The 22,106-nt window shown below is 64.8% G+C and carries 23 protein-coding genes and 1 pseudogene; 11 read left to right on the top strand and 13 right to left on the bottom strand.

Annotation, left to right across the window (positions count from 1 at the left end; all coding sequences use genetic code 11):
* Positions 1–97: 97 nt before the first annotated feature.
* The gene (locus tag O1A05_RS05760; protein WP_270107094.1) at positions 98–301 is read right to left on the bottom strand and encodes a cold-shock protein; all 204 of its coding nucleotides are present in this window, start codon (positions 299–301) and stop codon (positions 98–100) included.
* Between the two features lie 391 nt (positions 302–692).
* On the opposite strand from O1A05_RS05760, the gene O1A05_RS05755 reads away from it, so the two are divergent.
* Genes O1A05_RS05755 through O1A05_RS05740 form a run of 4 tightly spaced genes read left to right on the top strand, consistent with a single transcriptional unit; the run spans position 693 to position 3,383 of the window.
* On the top strand, positions 693–1,382 hold the full coding sequence (locus tag O1A05_RS05755) for a DUF1345 domain-containing protein (protein ID WP_270107093.1): 690 nt from the start codon (positions 693–695) through the stop codon (positions 1,380–1,382).
* Between the two features lie 29 nt (positions 1,383–1,411).
* Positions 1,412–1,744 carry a hypothetical protein gene (locus tag O1A05_RS05750; protein WP_270107092.1) on the top strand — a complete coding sequence of 111 codons (333 nt, stop codon included), beginning with the start codon at positions 1,412–1,414 and terminating at the stop codon, positions 1,742–1,744.
* A gap of 32 nt (positions 1,745–1,776) precedes the next feature.
* Positions 1,777–2,562: a fumarylacetoacetate hydrolase family protein gene (locus tag O1A05_RS05745; RefSeq protein ID WP_270107091.1), complete on the top strand. Its 786-nt coding sequence runs from the start codon at positions 1,777–1,779 to the stop codon at positions 2,560–2,562.
* Positions 2,547–3,383 (top strand): HpcH/HpaI aldolase family protein, encoded by an 837-nt coding sequence (locus O1A05_RS05740; protein WP_270107090.1) that lies wholly within the window; start codon positions 2,547–2,549, stop codon positions 3,381–3,383. The genes O1A05_RS05745 and O1A05_RS05740 overlap by 16 nt, the downstream gene beginning before the upstream one ends.
* Here the strand turns inward: O1A05_RS05740 and O1A05_RS05735 are convergent.
* Positions 3,323–4,081, bottom strand: a complete 759-nt coding sequence (locus O1A05_RS05735) for a hypothetical protein (RefSeq protein WP_270107089.1) — start codon at positions 4,079–4,081, stop codon at positions 3,323–3,325. The genes O1A05_RS05740 and O1A05_RS05735 overlap by 61 nt on opposite strands.
* Positions 4,082–4,242: 161 nt before the next feature.
* On the opposite strand from O1A05_RS05735, the pseudogene O1A05_RS05730 reads away from it, so the two are divergent.
* A pseudogene (locus O1A05_RS05730) lies at positions 4,243–5,546 on the top strand (MFS transporter).
* A 218-nt stretch (positions 5,547–5,764) separates the two neighbouring features.
* Here the strand turns inward: O1A05_RS05730 and O1A05_RS05725 are convergent.
* The 6 genes from O1A05_RS05725 to O1A05_RS05700 form a co-directional block, all read right to left on the bottom strand.
* Complete coding sequence (locus O1A05_RS05725) at positions 5,765–7,165, bottom strand: IS1380 family transposase (RefSeq protein WP_270105289.1); 1,401 nt, start codon at positions 7,163–7,165, stop codon at positions 5,765–5,767.
* A gap of 170 nt (positions 7,166–7,335) precedes the next feature.
* Positions 7,336–9,576 (bottom strand): hypothetical protein, encoded by a 2,241-nt coding sequence (locus tag O1A05_RS05720; RefSeq protein ID WP_270107088.1) that lies wholly within the window; start codon positions 9,574–9,576, stop codon positions 7,336–7,338.
* A 159-nt stretch (positions 9,577–9,735) separates the two neighbouring features.
* Complete coding sequence (locus O1A05_RS05715) at positions 9,736–10,347, bottom strand: hypothetical protein (RefSeq protein WP_270107087.1); 612 nt, start codon at positions 10,345–10,347, stop codon at positions 9,736–9,738.
* A gap of 6 nt (positions 10,348–10,353) precedes the next feature.
* Positions 10,354–10,863, bottom strand: coding sequence for a hypothetical protein (locus O1A05_RS05710; RefSeq protein ID WP_270107086.1), 510 nt, complete (start codon positions 10,861–10,863; stop codon positions 10,354–10,356).
* Complete coding sequence (locus O1A05_RS05705; RefSeq protein WP_270107085.1) at positions 10,863–12,518, bottom strand: hypothetical protein; 1,656 nt, start codon at positions 12,516–12,518, stop codon at positions 10,863–10,865. The genes O1A05_RS05710 and O1A05_RS05705 overlap by 1 nt, the downstream gene beginning before the upstream one ends.
* Positions 12,515–12,838 (bottom strand): hypothetical protein, encoded by a 324-nt coding sequence (locus O1A05_RS05700; RefSeq protein ID WP_270107084.1) that lies wholly within the window; start codon positions 12,836–12,838, stop codon positions 12,515–12,517. The genes O1A05_RS05705 and O1A05_RS05700 overlap by 4 nt, the downstream gene beginning before the upstream one ends.
* Before the next feature lie 66 nt (positions 12,839–12,904).
* On the opposite strand from O1A05_RS05700, the gene O1A05_RS05695 reads away from it, so the two are divergent.
* The 3 genes from O1A05_RS05695 to O1A05_RS05685 all read left to right on the top strand — a co-directional run bounded on the left by O1A05_RS05695 (position 12,905) and on the right by O1A05_RS05685 (position 15,851).
* Entirely contained in the window at positions 12,905–14,437 is a 1,533-nt protein-coding gene (locus tag O1A05_RS05695) for a protein adenylyltransferase SelO (RefSeq protein WP_270107083.1), read from the top strand.
* A 194-nt stretch (positions 14,438–14,631) separates the two neighbouring features.
* Positions 14,632–15,543 (top strand): hypothetical protein, encoded by a 912-nt coding sequence (locus tag O1A05_RS05690; RefSeq protein ID WP_270107082.1) that lies wholly within the window; start codon positions 14,632–14,634, stop codon positions 15,541–15,543.
* Positions 15,540–15,851, top strand: coding sequence for a hypothetical protein (locus O1A05_RS05685; RefSeq protein ID WP_270107081.1), 312 nt, complete (start codon positions 15,540–15,542; stop codon positions 15,849–15,851). The genes O1A05_RS05690 and O1A05_RS05685 overlap by 4 nt, the downstream gene beginning before the upstream one ends.
* Positions 15,852–15,853: 2 nt before the next feature.
* On the opposite strand, the gene O1A05_RS05680 is transcribed toward O1A05_RS05685, so the two are convergent.
* From O1A05_RS05680 to O1A05_RS05670, 3 genes are all read right to left on the bottom strand, one after another.
* A complete protein-coding gene (locus O1A05_RS05680) occupies positions 15,854–16,711 on the bottom strand; it encodes a methylenetetrahydrofolate reductase (protein ID WP_270107080.1) in 858 nt (285 codons plus the stop codon).
* 108 nt (positions 16,712–16,819) lie between these two features.
* On the bottom strand, positions 16,820–18,073 hold the full coding sequence (locus tag O1A05_RS05675) for a GmrSD restriction endonuclease domain-containing protein (RefSeq protein ID WP_270107079.1): 1,254 nt from the start codon (positions 18,071–18,073) through the stop codon (positions 16,820–16,822).
* A gap of 218 nt (positions 18,074–18,291) precedes the next feature.
* Entirely contained in the window at positions 18,292–18,921 is a 630-nt protein-coding gene (locus O1A05_RS05670; protein WP_270107078.1) for a winged helix-turn-helix domain-containing protein, read from the bottom strand.
* An 83-nt stretch (positions 18,922–19,004) separates the two neighbouring features.
* Between O1A05_RS05670 and O1A05_RS05665 the strand changes: the two genes are divergently transcribed.
* The 3 genes from O1A05_RS05665 (at position 19,005) to O1A05_RS05655 (ending at position 20,561) form a co-directional block, all read left to right on the top strand.
* The gene (locus O1A05_RS05665) at positions 19,005–19,217 is read left to right on the top strand and encodes a hypothetical protein (protein ID WP_270107077.1); all 213 of its coding nucleotides are present in this window, start codon (positions 19,005–19,007) and stop codon (positions 19,215–19,217) included.
* 650 nt (positions 19,218–19,867) lie between these two features.
* The gene (locus O1A05_RS05660) at positions 19,868–20,080 is read left to right on the top strand and encodes a hypothetical protein (protein ID WP_270107076.1); all 213 of its coding nucleotides are present in this window, start codon (positions 19,868–19,870) and stop codon (positions 20,078–20,080) included.
* Positions 20,081–20,330: 250 nt separating this feature from the next.
* The gene (locus O1A05_RS05655) at positions 20,331–20,561 is read left to right on the top strand and encodes a hypothetical protein (RefSeq protein ID WP_270107075.1); all 231 of its coding nucleotides are present in this window, start codon (positions 20,331–20,333) and stop codon (positions 20,559–20,561) included.
* 107 nt (positions 20,562–20,668) lie between these two features.
* Here O1A05_RS05655 and O1A05_RS05650 read toward each other — a convergent pair whose 3' ends face one another.
* Positions 20,669–21,331 carry a 3-oxoacid CoA-transferase subunit B gene (locus O1A05_RS05650; protein WP_270107074.1) on the bottom strand — a complete coding sequence of 221 codons (663 nt, stop codon included), beginning with the start codon at positions 21,329–21,331 and terminating at the stop codon, positions 20,669–20,671.
* 17 nt (positions 21,332–21,348) lie between these two features.
* Positions 21,349–22,095 (bottom strand): 3-oxoacid CoA-transferase subunit A, encoded by a 747-nt coding sequence (locus O1A05_RS05645; protein WP_270107073.1) that lies wholly within the window; start codon positions 22,093–22,095, stop codon positions 21,349–21,351.
* Positions 22,096–22,106 lie beyond the last annotated feature (11 nt).

Genomic DNA, 22,106 nt, shown 5'->3' with positions numbered 1-22,106 from the left:
TTCCTGAGCGATTGCTCGGGGACCGGGCCCGTGGTGGTGTAGGCGTCAGCGCCTACCAGAGGTCAGCCTGCGGGGCGGGCCGACGCTCGTGCGCGCTTCAGAGCGGGCGGATGTTGACGGCCTGCAGGCCCTTCTGGCCCTGCTCGACGTCGAACTCGACCTTCTGGTTCTCTTCCAGGTTGCGGTAGTTGTCGCCAACGATGCCGGTGTAGTGAGCGAACAGATCGCCGGAGCCGTCTTCAGCTGCGATGAAGCCGTAGCCCTTTTCGGAGTTGAACCACTTTACGGTGCCAGTTGCCATGTTATTTTTCTTCTTTCTTTCGGGCTAACCACGTGTCTGCGGCTAGATAACCGCCCGCATGTGCGGACAGCAAACTTAAGATGTTCAGGGAGCGGGAGGCCCAGTCAGGTCGTACGGACCGAGGGCAGTGAGAAGCGGAATGCGTGCGGCCGGATGCGGCGCCAGGAGTGTGAAGCGGTGAATCTGGGAGGAATATAAAACTATCTGTGAGGCCGTCTCGAGGACCTGTCACGGTCACGACGGCGATGAATGTCGCACTTGAGAACGCGCGGGGAGCGAACACCCAGCGGCCACCGTCTGCAGAACGGGACACGTCATCGTTTTCAAGCACCTTCAACATACCACGGATCCCTCATGATCCGATATGGTCTGTCTCTGGAAAGATGAGCTCATGGCTTCTCTCCGCAGTAACTTCTGGCTTCGCGACCGGAACCGCGTCGTGACAGCGGTGGTCGTCGGGGCCGCGGTGACCCTGCTCAGCGGGTTCTGGTTCTCCGGTCCGAAGGCGCAGATGTCCTCCCCGTGGCTCACGGCCGCACTCCTCGGCTGGATCGCCTTGGTCGCAACCCATACCCTGTGGGTCACGTGGTCGGTGCGAGGCATGGATGCTGAACAGACGCGGCTGCACGCCCAGCGCGAAGATCCTCGTCGTGCGGTGCGTGATGCTCTTCATGTGGTGGCGGCCGCCGCCGCGGTGGCCGGCATGGCGGCCATGCTGGTCGCGGCGGATTCAACCTCTGTAGCCCGGGTGATCAACGCGGGGCTGGGGCTGGCAGCGGTGCTCGGCGCCTGGACCATCATCCAGATCGTCTACATGCTGCGCTACGCCGCTCTCTACTATGAGGACGCGGAAGACTCATCGCCCGCCATCGATTTCAACAGTGACGACGCACCGACCTACCTCGAGTTCGCGTATTTTGCGTTCACCATCGGGGCGTCCTTCGCTACGTCTGACGCCGCGGTCCGTGCGGCGCCGATCCGCCTGGCGGTGTTGAGGCACAGTCTGCTCAGTTTCTTTTTCGGCAGCGTGGTGCTCGCCTCTGCGACGAGCCTGATGCTGCAGCTCGTCAGCATCAACTGACCGGGGGCCGGGAGTAGACTGAGCGCGAGGTGGATCCGAGGATTCAGGAGAGTTTCCGGGACCGGATCGCCGAGCAGCGTGCCCGGGCCTCCGCCGTCGATGAGCGCCGCAACGCGGAGCTGGAAGAACAGTATCGGCTCATCCGGCACGCCCAGCTCACGGCCGAGCGCAATGTGCTGGAACGGGAGCGGCGTCGCGGGGAGTTCACCCCCGAGTCCATTTCCCGCGCCCAGCGCGTGCTCGACGACCACCAGATACAGCTCGACTCCTCACGCGGCGTGGAGCGAGTCCCCCTACCTCGACTTCTCTATGGCTCTATGGCTCTATGGCGCCGATCACACCATTTCGTATACGATTCGTAATGGACCGCTTCTCCCCCGCTACAAGGAGTGCCATGCTCGACCACGCCACCCACGTCGCCATCGCCGATGAATTGCACCGCGCGAATCTCGACCGCGTGCCCGTTCCGCTCCTCACGGCCCGCTATCCGGACATGGTGATCGAAGACTCCTACGCAGTGCAGGGCATCTGGGCGCAGCGCCAGCTCGAGGCCGGGCGCACCAAGGCCGGGCACAAAATCGGACTGACGTCGAAAGCGATGCAAGACGCCACCGGCATTGACGAGCCCGACTATGGAGTGATCTTCGACGACCAGGTTTTCGAGTCCGGCCACGTCTACGAGTGGGCCCGCTACACGCATCCGCGCATCGAGATGGAGCTGGCCTTCGTGCTGAAGGACGACCTGCGCGGTCCCGGAGTCACGATTTTCGACGTCCTGCGCGCCACCGAATACGTGGTGCCGGCCCTGGAGGTACTGGATTCGCGGATCGAGATGGAGGGACGTAGCATCGTCGACACCATCTCAGATAACGCCGCCCTGGGCTCTATGGTGATCGGCGGCACCCCGGTGGCTCCCGATGCGGTGGACCTGCGCTGGGTGGCGGGCACCCTGTCGCGCAACCAGGAGATCATCGAGACGGGCGTGGCCTCCGGGGTGCTCAATCACCCGGCCAACGGCGTGCACTGGCTGGCCAACCGGATCGCCGGGCACGATGACCAGCTCGACGCCGGAGAGATCATTCTGGCCGGCTCCTTCACCCGCCCGATGTGGGTGTACGCCGGCGACACCGTGTACGCCGACTACGGACCATTAGGAACCATCACATGTCACTTCGCCTGAGCTCCGACCCCTCGCTGAAGGACCTGTTCACCGAGCAGGCGCGCACCGAGCGGAACCGACCCGTGGCCGGCATGTTCGTCTCCGCTGGGGATGCTGGGGTGGCTGAGATTTGCGCCGGCGCCGGTCTGGATTATCTGCTCATCGACGGCGAACATTCGCCCCTGTCGCTAGAGTCGATCCAGGCGCAGCTGCGCGCCATCTCCGCCTACCCCACCCTCTCGGTGGTGCGGGTGCCGGAAAACGACGCGCGACTGATCAAGCAGTACCTCGATCTGGGCGCCCAGTCGCTCATCGTGCCGATGGTGGACACCGCCGATGACGCTCGGGCCGCCGCCCGCGCGGTGGACTATCCGCCGAACGGGGTGCGCGGACTCGGCTCCGCCCTGGCTCGTTCGGCGCGCTGGAACCGCATCCCCGATTACCTGACGACGGCGCGGGACACCATCACCCTGCTGGTACAGATCGAATCGGCCACCGCCGTCGAGAATGCCGCCGAGATTATCAGCACCGACGGCGTCGACGGGATTTTCATCGGGCCCTCGGATCTGTCCGCCTCCATGGGGCTGATCGGGCAGCAGAGTCACCCCGACGTCGTGGCCGCCGCGAAGCAGGTGATCCGGCTTGCACGCGAGGCCGGGAAGATCGTGGGCGTCAACGCCTTCGCTCAGGACCAGGCGCGAGACTACCTGGACGCCGGGGCAGATTTCGTCAACGTCGCCGCCGACGTGGCCCTGCTGGCCCGCGCTACCGAACAGCTCGCTCAGACATGGTGCGCTCCGTCGGATGCTGATGGATCAGGATCCGCCCCGGCATCGTACTGATCCTGACCCTCAGCCCCTGAGATCTCGGCCTGCCCCAAATTCACCAGGTAGGTCGTGAATGACTGCCTCACCTGGTAGGGGACCACGATGCGATAGCGCCGAGGAAAGGTCGGAGCGCCACCGGGTACCCACTGGTTCTCCTGCTCGAATTCCGCAGCCTTCCCCGTCATTGCCCGAACGTCGACCCCAGCAGCACCGAGAAGGGTCCGTTCAACGACATCGCGCATTCTGGTGCGAAACCCGTCGGTATGGACACCAACCAAGACCAGCACGATGCCCAGAGCGAGCAACACCGATCCGAGCACAACGCTCCCGGCAGATCCGAAGGCATCCTCAGTGCCGCTTAACCCATACACCCCCAACATCAGCCCCAGGAATCCTTTGGTCACGCCGACCGCCACCAGAGAATAGCCCTCCCACGTCGCCGCGGGGACGATGCGGCGGGCGATCGTCGCATTCAGATGCGTTCGAGCCGCCACCGCGGCGGCGAGGGCACGTGACGCCTGAGACCCGCCGTCGGCCGCCAATCCGGCCCGCTGGTCCAGATCATCCAGGAGTTTCAGCTCTTTGGTCCACGACTCCAGCTGATCGACTTGACGGTCATGGCGGAACCGCGCCGCGACCAGCGTGATCACCGCAGACAGTGCCCCCGAACCGAGGACAGCAACCAGAATCGTCAGCCACGCTTGATCTTCCATCCGGCAACGGTAGGCATCGCCTGTTGGTCAAATCAATGGTGGGGCCAAACATGACGCGCCCATTGCACCGGCGCCACATGTAACGCTTTCACAATGATTGACATTCACAAACAGTTCTAGTTGGATGGCTCTGTGCCCCGGACCACCAAGGAGCTGAAGACATGAGCACTTCCGCAGCGCACCCCACGTCGACGTCGTCGGCAACGGCCGCGATTGATCACCTCGACCCGGCCCAGAAAAGGCGCGAATCTCGTCGCGTGATTTTGTCCAGCTACCTGGGCTCGACCATCGAGTTCTACGACTTCTTGCTCTACGCTTCAGCCTCGGCGCTGGTGTTCCCGTACATCTTCTTCACCGGACTAGACCCGCTGGCCGCGACGATCGCCTCGTACGGCACCTTCGCCGCCGGCTATCTGGCGCGACCCTTGGGCGGGCGATTTTCGGCCACTTCGGCGACAAGCTGGGCCGCAAGAAAATGCTCGTGCTCTCCATGTTCATCATGGGCGGGGCGTCCACGCTGATCGGCCTCGTGCCACCGGCCGAGCTGATCGGCTCCTGGGGTGCCGTGATTCTGGTACTGCTACGCATGTGCCAGGGTATCGCCGTCGGCGGTGAATCGGGTGGCGCTGCGCTGATGGCGCTGGAGCACTCCGAGAAGGGCCGGCGCGGATTTGCGGCGTCGTTTACCAACGCTGGCGCACCCAGCGGTGCGGCTCTGGGCACCTTCGTGCTCGGCACTTTCGCCGCCGTGCTGCCGCAGGACCAGTTCCTCGCGTGGGGCTGGCGCGTGCCGTTCCTGCTGTCGTTCGTGTTGCTGATCATCGGCATGATCGTGCGCTCGAAGATCTCCGAATCGCCGATTTTCAGCGCGGCCATGGAGCAGGCGGACCAGCAGAAGAAGGAGAAGCCGAAGCTACCGATCTTGCAGGTGCTGCTCTCCACCTTCTCGGTCAGCTACGCCACCGACTACGGCGCCGAACGCTCCCACGTGCTCTACGCCTTCGCGATCGCCTCGGTCGCCTCGATCTTCTTCGTCGTCTTCTTTGCCCATATTTCCGACAAGGTGGGACGCCGCCCGGTCATGCTCGTGGGCGTGGTGCTGTTCGTAGCGTTCTTGTACCCGATGTTCGGGCTGCTGCGGTCGGGCAGCTGGGCGCTGATTCTGCTGGCGTTCACCATTGCGCTGGCCCTGCACGCGGTGATCTACGGCCCGCTGGCCGCGTTTATTTCGGAGCAGTTCGGTACCGGAGCACGCTACACGGGCGCTTCGCTGGGCTACCAGTTCGCCACCCTGATCGGTGCGGGTTTCACCCCCACCATCCTGGCCTCGCTGTACGCCTCCACCGGAGGCGTCTCGGTGACGCCGGTGATCTGGTTCCTGGCCGGGATGGCGGTGGTCTCCGCCGTCGCGATCATCCTGACCCGGGAGTCTAAGAACCTGGATCTGGAGACCCACGAACACTGAGTCAGCACAGCAAACAGCACCGCGGTGGAGCCCCTGGCTGGAACCCCACCGCGGTGCTGTTTTAGCCTCGATCCACCGACGCGGGTTCAGGCCGGAGTGTGATTCCGGAAGCACCGGGTGAATCGATTTTGGGCGTGAGGAAGTAACCGGCCTCGCTGCCGGTGGTGTTCCACTGTTGGTCCTTCGGTCGTGCCGGGGCGCAGCGTTCGGTCGGTTGGCTATGCCGATTGTGGTGGCGGGTGGATGGCGGTGAAGAGCCGTTCGAGTCCCTGTTGCCAGGGCCAGGCCTCGGGCAGTCTGATTCGAATTTTGCGGGCGCTGGAGGCGATTCGGGCCGGGATGTTCACGAGTCTGGCCCGGATGGTGCCGGTGCGGGCTTTGGTGAAGGTGCCGGCGGCGAGGATCCCGGCGGTGCGGGTGAGGTTGTAGGCCATCACCGCGCAGACCAGCCAGGCGCTGTTGGCCCCGAAGTGGCCGGAGGGCAGGTGGGCCAGGGCGCTGTCTTTCAGGTCGGCGTTGACTTGCTCGATGATCGCGTGTTGCCGGTGGGTCCGGTCCGCGGCCACCGTGTCCAACACTTCCGGATCCACGGTGGTGAAGAAGGCGTGGAACCGGTGCGTGTCGAACAACGTCGGCTGCCCGTCGTCCTGCCTGAGGTTCAGTTCTGGGATGCGGCGCACCACCAGCCGTCCGGGGATCCGTTCGGCTTTCTTTCTCGAGGTGAACGCGGTGAAGGACACCTCGGCGACCTCGGCTTTGGAGGCCCAGGTGCCGGTGGTCTCGTCGTAGATCGCCTCGGGGTATTCGATGCCGGTCCAGGCATCGTCGGCGATGGTGGCGATGGCGGCCTTGACCGCCAGATTCATCCGCACGGTGACCGAGACGTCGGCACCGGCTTTCAACGCGGTGGCCACGGTGGCGTGCCCGTAGAAAGCCGAGTCGGCACGGACCAACATCCGGGCGCCAGAGTCCGGAGGCAGTCGCTTGAGCGTGGCCAGCGCGTCGGCGATCAACCGGCAGGCCCCGCGTGGGGAGCCCACCGCTCCGCGACGCAGACGCTGACCCAAGATCACCGGGGCCGCAGTCTCGGTGCTCGCCGTGGCCAGCAAGGCGTTGAGTCCACGCACGCCCGAGTATCCGTACCCGGAGCCCTGCTTCTGATAGCCGTGGACCTCGATGATCGTGTCGTCCACATCCACATAGACGAACTGTCCGGCGCCGGGGCTTCCCAGCACCGATGCCCTGACGGAGAGGTTGGCCAACAGTCCGGAGGCGACCGCGTCGAGCTGGCGGACGTGCCCGAAGGTGAACGCACGCAGGAACGAACCCAGGGTCGAGGGCGCGTAGCAGGCGTTGAAGATTCGTTTCATCGCCCCGTGGCGCAGGATGGCCATGTCGTCGATCGAGTCGGCTCCGGCGCACATGCCGGCCACCAGGGCCGCGATCTTGGCCCCGGCGTTGGCGCCCTTGTCGGTCGGCACCGTCAATCGCCCCTTGGCCAGCTGGTGCAGGCCGGCCTCGGCGGCCAGCTCCATCATCGGGACCAGTCCGGCGGAGCCGATGAGGTTCGGCTCGTCGAAGGAAGCTGACAGTGCGGAACGGGTGTGGGAAACTTGCATCTGCGAGATGCCCTCTCATCGCGGTGGAACGGAACCCTGAACAAGTGCCATTCTTCCCGGTCAGACGGGCATTTCGTTCTTAATTACGTACCAGTACCAAGCATGCTCATCGGTGGATCAAGGTTTAGTCACTTCTTGAGTGACGTGTGTTGAGTGAGTTGAGCTAGCGGTCAGCTCACCCGGCGACGACGGGCCCGCAACAAGAGCACGAGCGGGATAGCCAGGAGCACCAGCGGCACCAGGAGCAACAGACCGGACGGGGATTCCGTCACCGACGCGGCCCGGGTGGAGCCCTCGAGGCGCTCGGTGCCCGAGGCCAGCTCGGTCGATCCGCTCGCGAGCTGGGTGGTCCCGTCGGCGAGAGCCTGGTTGCCTTCAGCGAGTTCATCGGCTCCGGCATGGAGCCGCGTCGTCCCCTCTCCGAGATCACCGGCGCCGGTGTCGAGCTTCTTCAGGCCGTCTTCGAGCTTGCCGGAGCCTTCGGTGAGCCGGTCGGCACCGTCCTGGAGCTGCAGCGCGCCCTCGAAGAGCTGTGCATTGCCGTTCTGCAGTTCGCTGGCGCCATCGCGCAGCTTGAGCGCTCCGGCAGCCGCGTCGTCCGCACCCTTCTTCAGGTCCGGGGTCTTGGACGCGAGCTCGGAAGTACCGGACCGCAACGTGCCAGCACCTTCGGCGATGGCGCCGTTGCCTTCGGCGAGTTCGTGAGCACCCGCGGTCAAGCGTCCCGCACCGGCTTGCAGCTCGCCCGTACCTGCAACCAGGGCACCCGAGCCGGTCTTCAGCTCGCCGGTACCCGCCTTGAGCTGGGTTGCACCGTCGGCAAGGCGACCTGCGCCCTGGGCCAGCTGGTCGGTGCCGGCGACGAGTTCGCCCGCGCCCTGACCCAACGCACCGGTGCCTTCGCGCAGTTTGCCGGCACCGCTGGCCAGTTCACCGTTACCCTCAGCAAGCTGGGTTGAACCCTCAGCCAGCTGCGCGGTGCCGGCCAGCAGGCCCGGGTTCTCGTCGCCGTCGCCGACGAATCCTGCCTGGATCTGAGCCAGACCGGCGTCGAGCGCGCCTGCACCCTCGGCGGCTTCCGCACCGCCAGCATTGAGCTCCTTCAGCCCTGCCGACAGGTCGCCTGAACCGGCTTCGAGACGAGCGGCTCCGGCGTCGACCTCTTCCAGGCCAGCGGCGAGCTGAGAGGTTCCGTCCTGCAACTGCCCGCTACCCGCGGCGAGCTGTGCGGCACCGTCAGCGACCTGGCCTGCACCGCTGTTCAGCTCCTCGAGCTGAGCGAGGAGCATGCCCACCGGAACGGCCGGGTTGTCTTTGGCGAACTGCAAGAGCTCCGCCGTACCAGCGCTGACCTGAGCCGCACCGTCGCTGAGTCGCTGGGACCCCGGACCGGCCTCGGCCGCACCGGCGGCGAGCTGGCGCGCGCCATCGAGAGCGGCCGCGGTACCGGCCTTGAGTTCTGTCGAACCGGCAGCAAGCTCGTCTGCACCGGTGGAAGCCTGTCCGATTCCGGCCGACAACGTATCGAGGCCTTCCTTCAGGTCGCCGGAACCCGTCTTGGCGGAATCCACACCGGCGCCAAGCTGCTGCGCGCCGTCGTTGACCTGGGCGGCACCACCGGCAAGGGTGCCAGCACCCTCGGCAGCGGCCTGCGCACCTTCGGCCAGGCTCGCGGCACCGGCGTCAACCTGCGATACACCGTCCGCGAGTCGGCCAGCGCCGTCCTTGAGTTCACCGGCCCCGGCACCCAGTTCCTGTCCGCCGTCAGCGAGAGACTTAGCCCCGGCGTCGACCTGGCCAACACCCTCATCGAGCCGACCCGCGCCGTTCGCGAGGACGCCTACGCCCTCGCCGAGCTCTGCTGCTCCGGCACCCAGCTGGTTCGCACCCTCGTGAGCCGAGGTAGCACCGGTCACCAGTCGACCGGCCCCGTCGTCGAGCTTCTTCGCGGCAACATCTGCACGCCCCGCGCCATCGGCAACCTTCGCCACGCCCGTACCAAGTGCCTGGCCGCCTTCGGCGAGCGCCGCGGCACCCTCCGCCGCGCGACCCGCTCCATCAGACAGCGACGTTGATCCTTCGGCCAGGGCTTCCGCACCCGCAGTCACGCTTTGAGATCCGCGGTGCGCAGTGCTCGTGCCGTCCTTGAGGTCGGCGGCTCCGTCATTGAGGTCGGAGGCGCCCTGGGCCAGCTCGGATGCACCCTCAGCGGCCCGGCCGGCTCCGTCGTCGAGTTCACTGATGCCATCCTTGGCCTGACCCATCCCCTCGTTCAGCTGGGCGGCTCCCTTGGATACCTGGCCACTGAACAAGGCGAAGAGGGCAAGGCCTGCGATGAGGAATAAGGCTAGGAGCACGGTGATGACGGTATGCATCAACCCTTGCTGCCGTGCGGCATGGTGTGCGTTCATGAGATTCCTAAAGAAAGTCGGACAGCGACGACCGGCAACACGAAAGTGACGCCCGCCACAGGTCGGTGTGACCTGGGTTACATCTAACCTTCTCTCGAGTAACTTAGCAACTCCGCGATCGGAATTTCTTGGAAACGGTGATTCTCCGTGACCTCGAACTCAGTATTTTTCGTGGATGCTGTACTCCTCGCCGAGGGCAAAGCACGGGCTCCAGGCGTTGACGTTGAGCAGCGGGTCGCCGTCGCGGTCAGAGCGGGCGCGGATGGTGATGAGGTAGCCGTCATCAGTGGTGAGGCTGCGGCTGGCCTGTTCCTCACCGTCGACGGTGACGGTGCGTTCGGAGGCAGTCCAGCCTTCGTCCTGTTCCAGTGCGTCCAGCAGGTCCTCGGCCAGGGCCTCCCCGTCGGCGTCGTCGGTCAACCGCAGCGAGGCCCCGGCTGGATAGGTGACCCCACGTTCCTCGGTAGAGCTGGAATTGACATCACTGCCCAGCAGGTCCTCGCAGGTGATCAGACTGCGCTCGATTTCGCCCGGACGCGGCAGCGGCTCAGCGTCATCGATCGCCTCGGCGGGCACCCGAGCCTGGATCTGTTCGAGTAACTCAACGCTGCCATCGCGCGCCTGCTGAGGGGTGAGCTGCGCCAGCTCTTCTGCCTCGTTCGGGGTGGATCCGATGCTGCAGCCGGCCAACACCAGTGCGGTCAGGCCCAGGACGAGCAGAGCACCCTGGGAATGTAGTGGGCGTCGACGTCGAGAACGGGGGAAGGACATGGCGGGTCAGTACTTTCGGTGCGGGGAAAAATCGACGGGCGGAGTGAATCCGGGGCTCAGCACGGAAACCCGGATGAATGGCTGCTGCGTCTCCGCACGCATCGGCAGCACCGAGACCGCGTAGCCGCCGGGGGCTGTGAGAATTCGCTGATCGCTCAGATGGGCGGAGGGCTGTGAGCGCTGCTGGGCGGACCAACCGGGGCGCTGTTCGAGCTCGTCGATGATCTCGGTGGCCAGGCGGTGGACGTCGGTGCCGGGGAGCACCGTCACGGAGCCGCCGCCGGGGTATTGGTAGCGTCGGGCTCCCTCGGCTTCGGACCGGTTCTGGGGCCCGTCCAGCACATCGCCGGGCACCAGGGTGCGGGCCACTTCACCGGGGCGGGGCGGTTGCTGATCGGCTGCGGCTCGCACCGATTCCGGGACGAGCGCTAGCGCCTCAGCCACCAGCTCGAGCGCGGTGTTCCGTGCCTGTGGCAACGTGAGCGGCTCGCCGCCGGGGGGTTGCGACGTCGTCATCAGTTCATCGCCTCCAGATAGATCTGATCGAGCACTTCCTGGTTCGTGGCCGGGCCCTGCTGCATGCGCGTGTGGTGCTCTACTCCGCGGGGGAAGATCCAGAAGCGGTTCGGCTCCCCCTCGAAATGGTGCTGTTCGAAAGTATCGGTCATCTGGTGCGGTGTGTTGGACTTGGCCACGTCCACGGCGTTGATGGCGTCCCAACCGTACTGCATGTGATCGTATTCGGTGGTGGGGTTCGCTTCCCAGTCGTTCACGGTGTAGGAGCCGGCCAGCGAGATGACGTTGTCATAGTGCGATCCGGCTTGTTCCGCCCCGGAGAGCACGGTCATCCCCGCACTGTGCCCGGTGCCGGTGGTTTCGGCGTCGCGGAAACTGTTCTCGAGTCCCGCGGCGTCGGTGAAGCTGTGCACCCGGTCGCCGAGCTCCTGCATGCTGTTGCTGCTGATATTGCTGCGCTCGCCCGTCCAGGTCACCCACGGGCCATCTTTGACGGCGAACCCGACGACGTTCTGCCCATCCTCGGCGCCGGTTTCCACCATGTACTGCGGAATGTTCTGCACCGAACCGTCGACGAAACTCTCCCAGGTGGTGGAGGTGCCCGGCACATGTGTGATGACCTCGTCGGCGGGTTGGGTGAGATCCCCCATCACCTGGATGATCCGGTCGTTGTCGCGGTCGAAAAGCACTGCGCCACTACCCGGGGCCAGCAGACTGTTCAGATAATCGCGCTCGGGGATGAGCTCGTCGAGGCGCCCCTCCAGATCGTTTTTCGTGTTGACGTACTCGTACGCGTCGGCCCGGTTGGTGATCGTGGTGAGATCCAGTTCGTCCAGTTGCTGCTGGATGTCCTCAATCTCGATGTCGATCTCCCCCACCGTTTCGTCGATGGTGATGCTATTTGCGGTGACCCGGTCCTGGAAGGGGATCCCGTCGAGGTTGCCGAGCACCTCGGGATGCTCCTCGAGCAAGCGCTGCTGGGTGGTGGCGTCCAGACTATCCCAGACCCCGCGCACCTCGGCTGCAGTGCCCGCGTCGGTGAGCAGACTCAGATCCGGTAGCTGGTTCGGGGTGAGCTGAGAGGTCTCGACGGCGGTGTCGCTGGCGTTACCGTCGGCCAAAGAGTCCAACGCAGTGGCCAGGTCTGTGTCGACGTCGTCGGCGGTGCCCAGCAGCCGTTCGATCCGCTCTTCCAGCGAGATGCGGTGGCTGATGGCGATCGTCAGTGCCGGGGTGTGTTCCACCGGCATCGAGTACCCGTACTCTTCGGACATCCGCTCACTCTGCTCGCGCGCCCTGGCGAAGGTCGACTCGGCGATGGATACTCGTCCGTCGTCGTGCAGCACGAGGCCCTGTTCGGTGGCACTCGCATAGCATTCGCGCACGTGCTGCTCGATCTCCCCGACCCCCTGGCTGGCCACCAGCAGTGCCGTCACCCCGTCGCTGAGTAGCGCCTCGATCAGGTCGGAATCGGCGCGCAGCTCGGTCAGCCGGGTGCGCAGCGCCGTGGCCGTCTCCCCGGTCGAGACGATGCTTCCGGCCATGCGAAACAGGTCCTGGCCTGCGGTTTCGGCTGTTCCTTCGCGCAGAAGAAATTCGTCGTAGGCTCGCAGCAGTGGCTCGGCGTTCCAGCGGCGCACGTCTTCCCACCTCATGGGGTGGGCCCCGTTCCCACCCCAGGGAACAGCCGGGTCACACCGGCCTGGTCCTGGCTGAGCAAGTCAACCTCGGCGAACTCTGCGTTGCCTGCGGTCTCTGTGACCCCCTCCGCCAGTGCGGAAACCGCCTCGTTGACGGCGGTTAAGGCCTGGCTGTAGCTGGCGCGGGCCCGCGATCCGGGCATGGCCGTGCTGACCGCGCCGTCCACGCCCACCAGGGCACCGTCGGATTCGAGATCCGCGGCAATCAGCCCGGCACGTCCGGCCACCGTGCGCAGCTCTCCGTCCTCGAGCGAGAGATTCTCCACCGGGGGCATCGACCCTCCTCTGTATACCGTTCCCGGTGTGAGTCTAGCGGTTGACCGCGGGTCTACGATGGCCGTATGGCTGTTTCCAGCGCCCCGATCACCTTGAGCGCCCGCTTCGCGCAGGCGTTTCCCGAGCTGTCCATTCCGTGGCAGGCCGAGGCCACGCACGACCCGGGGCTGGTGATCCTCAACGAGGAGCTGGCTCAGGATCTGGGGCTCGACGTCGAATGGCTGCGCACCGCGGACGGGCTGCGCTTTCTGACAGGAGAGGCGTTGCCTGAGGATGCTCAACCGGTGGCGCAGGGCTATGCGGGCCACCAGTTCGGCATGTACTCGCCGCGGCTGGGTGATGGCCGGGCGCTGTTGCTCGGTGAGATCACCGACGCCGAGGGGCGCACCCTGGACCTGCATCTGAAGGGCTCGGGGCGCAGCCCCTTCGCCCGGGGTGCCGCTGACGGGCAGGCCGTGCTCGGCCCGATGTTGCGCGAGTACCTGATCAGCGAAGCCATGCACGCGCTCGGCGTGCCCACCACCCGCGCCCTGGCGGTGATCACCACCGGCCGCGAGGTGTACCGAGACACCGGCGGTCCCGGGGCCATGCTGGTGCGGGTCGCGTCCAGCCACCTGAGGGTCGGCAGCTTCCAATATGCTCACGCCCTGGAGTCCAGTGCTGAGAACGCCGAGAGTTCTGGGCTGGTCGCACGACTGGTCGAGGAGTCGCTGCACCGGCACTACCCGAACGCCGTCGCACAGCATCCCGAGGATCCGGCAGCACTCACTCTGTTCCGGGAGGTCGCTCACCGCCAGGCGAAACTGGTTGCACAGTGGATGCAGCTCGGCTTTATCCACGGGGTCATGAACACCGACAACATGACGATCTCCGGGGAAACCATCGACTACGGGCCGTGCGCGTTCATGGACGAATTCGATCCGCGCACCGTGTTCTCCTCGATCGACCACCAGGGGCGCTACGCCTTCGGCAACCAGCCGCCCATCGCCGAATGGAATCTGGCCCGCCTCGGGGAGACTTTACTACCGCTCATCGACGACGACCCGAACCGCGCCATCGAGGCCGCCCAGCAGGTGCTGAATGACTTTGCCGAGGCGCACCGGCAGGCATGGTTTGACGGGATGCGCACCAAGCTCGGGTTGAGTGCGACAACAAACGACGATGTGCTCAAGCATCTCACCGATCGGCTGTTCGCCCTGATGGCCCAGCACCGCACCGACTACACCTCGTTCTTCCGCATCCTCGCCACGGCGGCACAGGTGCCCGCCGACCAGATTCCGGCCACGCTGGCACAGGTAGTTCCCGACGACGCAGAATTTCACGCCTGGGTGGAGGACTGGCAGCAGCTGGGCCCGGATCCGGAGCTGATGGACCGGACCAACCCGATCTACATTCCGCGCAACCACCTGGTCGAGGACGCCCTGGCCGCAGCCACCGGCGAGCTGGACTTCGGGGATACCGCCGAGCGTGATCTGGCGCCGTTCCTCAGTCTGTTGGAGGTCCAACGGTACCCGTTCGCGGAGCAGCCGGGCCGCGAGCGCTACGCTTTGCCAGCCCCGGAGACGTTCGGGCGGTTCGTCACCTACTGCGGGACCTGAGCGAGCCTGCGGAAGTACCACCAGACACCGACGCCGAACAGCACACCGAGCGCGGGAAACACGGACGCCACCATACGTGTCTCCGGGTACAAGACCTGTTCCCCCATCAAGACCGGCGCATCGGGCAAGTAACGCGGGGCCGGTAGACTGGTACGCACTGACGCACCGAGCACCCTGTTGACGAGGACTTCCCCATGACACTCGCACCCGCCCCTGTTCAACGTGCCCCACGACGACGGCGCGCTGCGCTGTCCACCTGCGCCCTCGCCTCCGTTGCCGCCCTGGCGCTGACCGGTTGCGGCGAAGCCCTGGAAGGTCTCGACAACCTCGACGACTTCAGCAACGCCACCCCGTCGACTTCCCCCAGCGCGGACGCTGAGTCTTCCTCCACTGCCGAACCGTCGGCGAGCGCGGACTCTTCCGAAGACGCCGCCCAGTCCACCAACGGGTTGGTCTCGTTCGACGACGAAGCCACAGAATTTCTGCAGCTGCGCCCGGCCGAACAGCACGCAGCCGAGGCGCTCCCCGCACTGACCACCATGGTGGAGTCCATGATCGACGCCGGTGGCGAGAGCCTACGCATGCCGCTACCGAACAACCGCCCCTACCGGGTGATCTCCTGCGACGTGCCCGACGAGGTACTCGACGCCGCGGGCTCGGCGTCCCCCACTCCCACCACCACCCCGAGCGCGCCCAGCGAGTCCGGGGAGCCCTCAGACAGCACCACCCTCGGCATGACCACCGCCGATCATGGCGCCCTGCCCACCGAGGCCGCCCGCATCGTGATGGACAACCTCTCAGTACAGGATCTCGATCCGGTGCTCGTGGCCGACACCGGTGATGACCTCTTCGGCGCGGTGGGCTACAGTGAGGCGGACAGACCCGCATCCATGGCCGGATACACCACGCTCACCTGGCTGGACGAGGAAAACGGGGGCGAGATCGTCTCGCTCACCTCCGAGGGCAGTCACACCGCGCTCAACGCCCGCAGCTCGTGCCTTCCGGCCCACGACCTCAACGCGCTCGAAGATCAGGTCCAGGAGCTCAACGACGAGTTCCACACCCGGATCTTCGACACGGACGACAGCGAGGAGTCACCGGAATGATCGTTGCCATCACCGCAGACACCGGACTCGTGGTGGAGCAGAAGCACGACCTCAAAGCCCTGGCCGTGCAGGCACGCGGCGTCACGATGGACGACGTCGACCAGGTGCTCACCAGCACCGGCCTGGGCCGCCTCGACGGCGAGCACGCCTGGCTGAGCATTTCCGAGCTGCGCGATCACGCCCGCATCGATGACCCTGAGTGGGATGAGGAGTTCGACGCGATGATCAACTACGCCCGTTCACAGTCCTGGCTCGACGAGACCGGCACCGCCGTCCGCGCCCACGTGGACCATTCAGCTACTCACTAAGCTCAGTTCGCGAGGCGACGGTTGATCCACCGCACGCTGTCGGCCATTCCGCCGAACGGGTACAGGTGGAACAGCACGTCACCTCGATCCTCGTTGCTCAAGCGGTTCAGGCCCGCGGTAAGGTCATCCAAGAATTGGTCGGCGCCGAACTGTCGGTCACCGTCGAATTCCCTATCGCCATCAACGGTAGCCACGCCATATCGTTCCGCCGCATCGTCCGTGATGTTCACCCCGAACTGACGCGCGTAACCCACGATAGTACTGGCCTTCGCCGGCCCCGGCACACCGATCCGCACGGGAACGGTGATCCCTTCGGAGCGCAGGCTCTTCAGCCATTCCACGATGGACTCTGGGTCAAGCGCGTACTGCGTGGTGATCTCGACGTCTCGCCCGGCATCCTGCAGGAAGCCGAGTTTCCAACGCAGACTGTCCCAGAGTATGTCCGTTTCGATTTTCGGGTGTCCTTCTGGATACGCGACGATACCGACCTGCTGGATGTCGTACTCGTCCAGGAATGCGGTGGACATGAGCTCCATCGAGTTCTCGAAGGGACCCGCCTGCAGGTCAGGATCTCCACCGACCAGCAGGATCCGACTCGGCGACGCGACGGCGAACAGTGCGTCGATGAGCTGATCTCGATCTTCTCCGGAGCGCAGACGGCGGGAGGAAATGATCGGGACCGGCTCAAACCCGCCAGCGCGAATCACGCTGGCCGCGTTGACACGTTGGCTGTGGTGCTCATTTCCAAGGAACGCGATATTGATCGGGGTTCCCGCGGGAATCGCGTCCTTCGCGTCCTCGATCTGTGCAATGGCCTTACCGGTGACTTCCAAGGTGTATGGAGCTCGAGTGTCGTGCATGTCCCTCACCAAATTCTCTCTCAAGAGCAGTGTGCAAGACCACACGGCGGTCTCACCTTAGAGTTATTCTATCGACCGTAGAAAAACTCGTGTAGCCCCGGCGCCTTGCTACTCGCAGCCCACTCCGTCGCCGTCGCCATCGAATTTGGTCTGCCACCCCGGGTCCCCGGGGTAGATCGGGTCGGCACCGGCGGCACGCACTTCGGAGCAGTTCTGGTAGTACACGTCCGCAGCCGGGGCTGGAGCAGGCTGTACCGCACGTGAGGTAGCGGGCGCCGGACGAGGGTCGGTCGTGGCCGCCTGGGCTGGCGCCTGCGGTGCAGTCTGAGCTGAGTTAGCGGCGATCGGCACCGCAACTCCCCCGGTATCTTCCGGGACCGGCTGGTCCGGGCACGAGGTGGTCAGAATGCGGTGGATCGCATCATGCTCGGCCTGAGTCATCCAGAGATGGTGCTTGGCTTTCACCGCGGTCTGCAACGCCACGTATTCACAACGGAATGCCCGGTTCGGCGGCAGCCAGGTGGCGGCGTCGGAGTCGCTCTTGGCCATATTGGTGGGACCGTCGACGGCGAGCAGGTTCAGCGGGTCGTTCGCGAAGACTTCACGCTGTTCCAGGGAGAGCTGCTGGGCGCCCTTCTGCCAGGCGTCCGACAGGGCCACCACGTGGTCGATCTGCACCAGAACCGAGGTGTCGTTGCCGCGCACGAAATCGATGCGGGTGCCGGTGAAGGGATCGTGCAGCACTCCGGATGCCACCACGCACCCCTGGGTCCCCGGACGGTGCACTACCTCGGTGAGATCTCGATTGAGCATGTCGTTGCGGGCATCGCAGCCGTTGCGATCTGGATCTTTCCAGCCTCGGCCGAACAGATCACGGTCATACCCGGTCCGGGGCGCGCGCCCCTTGATCTCGATCGTCTCGAGTTGCGCCAGCGCTGTTCCCTGAGAGGGCTCTGCACTCGTACTCGGGAACGCACTGGTCTCCGAAAGGGAGGGAGCCGGTTCCTCGCTCAGGGTGGGAGATTCGCTCGCCTCGGTCGGTGACGGGCTGGAAGCGCTCGTTTCACTCGGCTCGACGCTCTCGGCCGGGGAGGCTTGAGTCGCGGACGGTGAAGCGGAGACAGCCGAGCCTGAGGCAGTGGTTTCATCATCCGTGTCCGGCAGGGTGGATCCGAAAGCCACCGTCGCCACCAGGAACATCACGACGCTCGCGCCCAGCGCCTTGCCAGCGGTTTGCGGACGACGCAGACCCATCCAGCTCGGGCGGCGCAGCACCAGGGCATAGAGCGCGCTGATCCCCACTAACACCGCGAACACCACTGCGGTCAGCGCGATTCCGGCAACCCCCTGATTGGTCACCATCGTGACCAGAAGGGACAGGAAAGCCAGCAACACGATCCATCGCGACGTCGACGGGCCTCTCCGCTTTTTCGAGGGCCGCACCGGAGTCGAATGGTCAAACGCTTTCCGCTTGCTCACAGCGCGATTCGGTTCCTTTCATCCGAGTATCCATCCACGTACTCTCGGAATGATCACTGTTTGAAATTTTACCGAAGTCTACGGACGCGATAGACCGCCCCTCACTCTACGATGTCGGTCTCCAAGGGGAAGAGGCTGAGATAGATGCGGACACGTTGCGCCTGATCCGAGGCCGCAGCATTCGGTGCAGCCTCGGCGGCTTCGGTGTGCCGCTCCAGCACCTCCATTAGCTCTTGAGTGAGTGCTCGCGCCTGCTCGGGAGTCATCGTTGCCGTGCTGGTCGACAAAATAGATGCCTCTACCCATTCTTGCGGCGCCGAGTCCATGGTGGTCAGCCAGTGTCGCAGCTTTTCCGAACGATCCCGCACCTGCTCGTTGATCAACAGATTCATCGCCGGATCCGATCCCGAATCTCCCTGGATGAGGTGACGACGCAGGGAGTAACCAACGGGTTTCCACCAGCGCTCACGACCGGACCCTCGCTCTGTATCTTCTTCTACCAGCCCATGCTTTTCGAGCTGACGCAGGTGATAGCTCGTTTGGCCGGTGCTCTCATTGAGCTCCTCAGCCAGCCTGGTCGCGGTGGCTGATCCGTGGTCTGACAGGAAGGTGTACATCCGCATGCGCAGGGGGTGCGCAAAAGCCTTCATCGTCTTCGCATTCATCTGCAGATCAGACTCCCCCGGAAGCGCGTCATAGGGGTCTTGTACAGGGGTCTTGTCTTCAGCCATAAACAGAGGTACCTTTGCATAACAACCTTTGCAAAGGGTTCTTTGCAAAGTGATCTCTACACCAGTCTACGAAGGACCCCGCCATGACACACCCCCTCCATCCCCTGATCCCTTGGATTCCTCGGACCGCCTTGCTGATCCTAGCCATGTTCCTATGGTTCCTCGGAGCACCGGCCTGGTCGCTGATCTTGCTCGCCGTTGGCCTCATGCACTTGCTCGGCAGCGCGCATCGATCACAGATGGCGCCGCGCGACACGGTCGACTCTCTGGCATTGGCACGGGAAGCAGGACGCTGACCCGGCGCCCGTCGCCATCACCATCAGGGCGCCGCGCCCCATCATCGGACACGGTTCCACACGCTCGAGATCTGTGATACGTTTTTCTGTGGAACGCATCACACTTCACTGCGATTCCATCACCACATGCTCGGGTTTGATCTCGACGCTCTTCAGCTGGAAGGGCTCGAACAGCACCCAGAGCAAGAAAGCAGGGCAGATTCATGATGACAAAGGTCTTTTCCTAAAATTCCGCGAGGCTAGAGCCGTTGCTCTCACCGCCGTGACGAGATGCGCGCACGCCGCCGTCTCACCTGCTCCCCCTGCTGACGTTATGACAGGACCCGATTTCGGGGACCTGAGCGGCATCCACCATCATGGTCCGTACTGCGGACGACGCTGGACCGCGCCCCAGACCGTCCCAGCCGACGAGTAGGCCTGTCTTCAGGTCACTGGCTCGCACCGTTCCTCGCATCCCGCTCCCTGCCACACCTCTCGTGTGCCCGGTGATCTCGCCCGGCACGTGACTCTTCCGAAACGCACACGCCGTGATGTCGTGCGCCCAATTTCGGAAAGGGGCTCGGTGATGGATCTCAGGGCTGGCTCTTCTGCGCCTTCATGCGGGTACACCACCAACCCTCCCTCTCCTGAACGAACAAAGGAATTTCATCGTGGGACATCTCCCCCGACGCGTATGCCTCTGGTCTGGCCGCCTGATCGCCCTCGGCATCGCCGCAGCACTGTGGATCCTCGGCGCACCGGCACTGTCGGTTCTGCTGCTGGCCACCGTCGTGCTGACGCTGAACTGTGGTCTGCCGCGCCCTGACATGGCGCCACGACGTGACGCTGACCTGATGGCGCTGGCTCGTGAAGCCGGTCGCTGACCAGAGGAAACGCATCCAGCAAACAGAACCGACTGTCCACCTCGACCAAAGCGCATCACGCCGGTGGGCGGCACCCTCCTCGCGAGGCTGTCGCCCGCCGGCGTTTCTCTGCACGGCGCCAACGCCGGTTGAGCACCGATTCGGACTCATCGATTTCTCACCGTGCTCTCACAGCTGCTTCACGATGCCTGTTTATCTTCAAGGGTCGCCGGAGATGTCCTCCGGGACATCTCCTTGAAAGGACCTGGCCATGAACAAGGGAAACGTCATTGCCGGTGCTGCCGTCGCTGCTCTGCTCCTGACCGCGACTCCCTCCCTCGCTGTGGCTGATGACAACGTTAGCCGCACGGGCAACTACACCGTGCCGGCAGGCAAAAAGATCGACGGAAACCTGACCGCGCGCAGCGGCACCGTCACCATCCGCGGCGAAGTCGACGGCAAGATCTCCGCGAACGGCGCCGACGTCCGCCGCAACCTCTGACCCCGTATCAGCCCTCACAACTCAATAACCACAACGGCAACGGCCGGGCCGCGCAGTGATGCGCGACCCGGCCGACGTCGTTCACGGAGTAACCGTGATCTGGGGGATCAGTCTTCGAGCAGCTCGAATTCGACGCCGCGGTGGGCGTCCTTCAGCTCATCGAAGGTGATGCCATGCAGCTCGCGGACCTTGACCACACCGGTCTCGTCCAGTAACAGCACCGCTTTGTCGGAGTAGATGCGGGAGACGCAGCCCACACCGGTGAGCGGGAAGGTGCACTCGGGCAGCAGCTTCACGTCGCCCTTCTTGGTGAACAGGTCCATCATCACGTAGGTGTCTTTCGCACCGATGGCCAGATCCATGGCCCCACCCACCGCGGGGATCGCACCGGGCTTGCCGGTGGACCAGTTCGCCAGGTCGCCCTTGGCGGAGACCTGGTAGGCACCGAGCACGCAGACGTCCAAGTGGCCGCCGCGCATCATCGCGAACGAGTCAGCGTGATGGAAGTAGCTGGCGCCCGGCAACTCGGTGACCGGGATCTTGCCGGCGTTGATCAGGTCTTCGTCGATCTGGTCGCCGGTGGCCTGCGGTCCCATGCCCAGCATGCCGTTTTCGGTGTGCAGGGTGACCCGCTTCTCGGCGTCCAGGTAATTCGACACCTTGGTGGGCTGGCCGATGCCGAGGTTGACGAACGAGTGGGGCTGAATGTCATCGGCGATGACCTTGGCCAGGGCGTCCTGGTCCAGCGGAGTATCAGTGATAGTTGCCATGGTGTCCTCTCCTCGCGTCAGTTCTGCTGTCCGGCGCTGGGGGCGCAGGGCTTGGGCTGTCCGGCAGCGACCGCGGCATCTTCGGCGCGCTGCTTCTCACCCGATGCGGTCGGGATGGTCACGATAGTGTCGGTGTAGATGCCCGGGGTCACCACGTTCTCCGGGTCCAGGCACCCCTCGACCACCTCGTCGACCTGCACGATCGTGTGCTCGGCTGCCGTGGCCATGACCGGGCCGAAGTTGCGGGCGGTCTTGCGGTAGCGCAGGTTGCCGTACTGGTCTGCCTGGTATGCCTTGATCAGGGCGAAGTCGCCGCGGATCGGGTGTTCCAGCACGTAGTGCTTACCGTCGATCTCGCGGACTTCCTTGCCCTCGGCCAGCTCGGTGCCGTAGCCGGTGGGGCCGAAGAACGCGCCGATGCCGGCACCGGCGGCGCGCATGCGCTCGGCCAGGTTGCCCTGGGGCACCAGCTCGAGCTCGATCTCGCCATTGCGGTACGCCTCATCGAAGTGCCACGAGTCGGACTGGCGGGGGAAAGAGCAGATGATCTTGGCGACGCGGCGTTCCTTGATGAGCAACGCAAGCCCGGCGTCGGCCTGGCCGGCGTTGTTGTTGACGACGGTCAGGTTGGTCGCGCCCGAGTCGAGCAGGGCGTCGATCAGCTCCATGGGCTGGCCGGCGTTGCCGAAACCACCGATGAGCACGGTGGAGTCATCGGTGATGCGGGAGACGGCTTCTTTTGCGGAATCTACGAATTCCAGCATGTGTCCTCCTG

The sequence above is a fragment of the Citricoccus sp. NR2 genome (assembly GCF_027594385.1).
Taxonomy (GTDB): Bacteria; Actinomycetota; Actinomycetes; order Actinomycetales; family Micrococcaceae; genus CmP2.
Note: the sequence above shows the minus strand (reverse complement) of the source record. Positions and strands in the feature narration are given on the sequence as shown.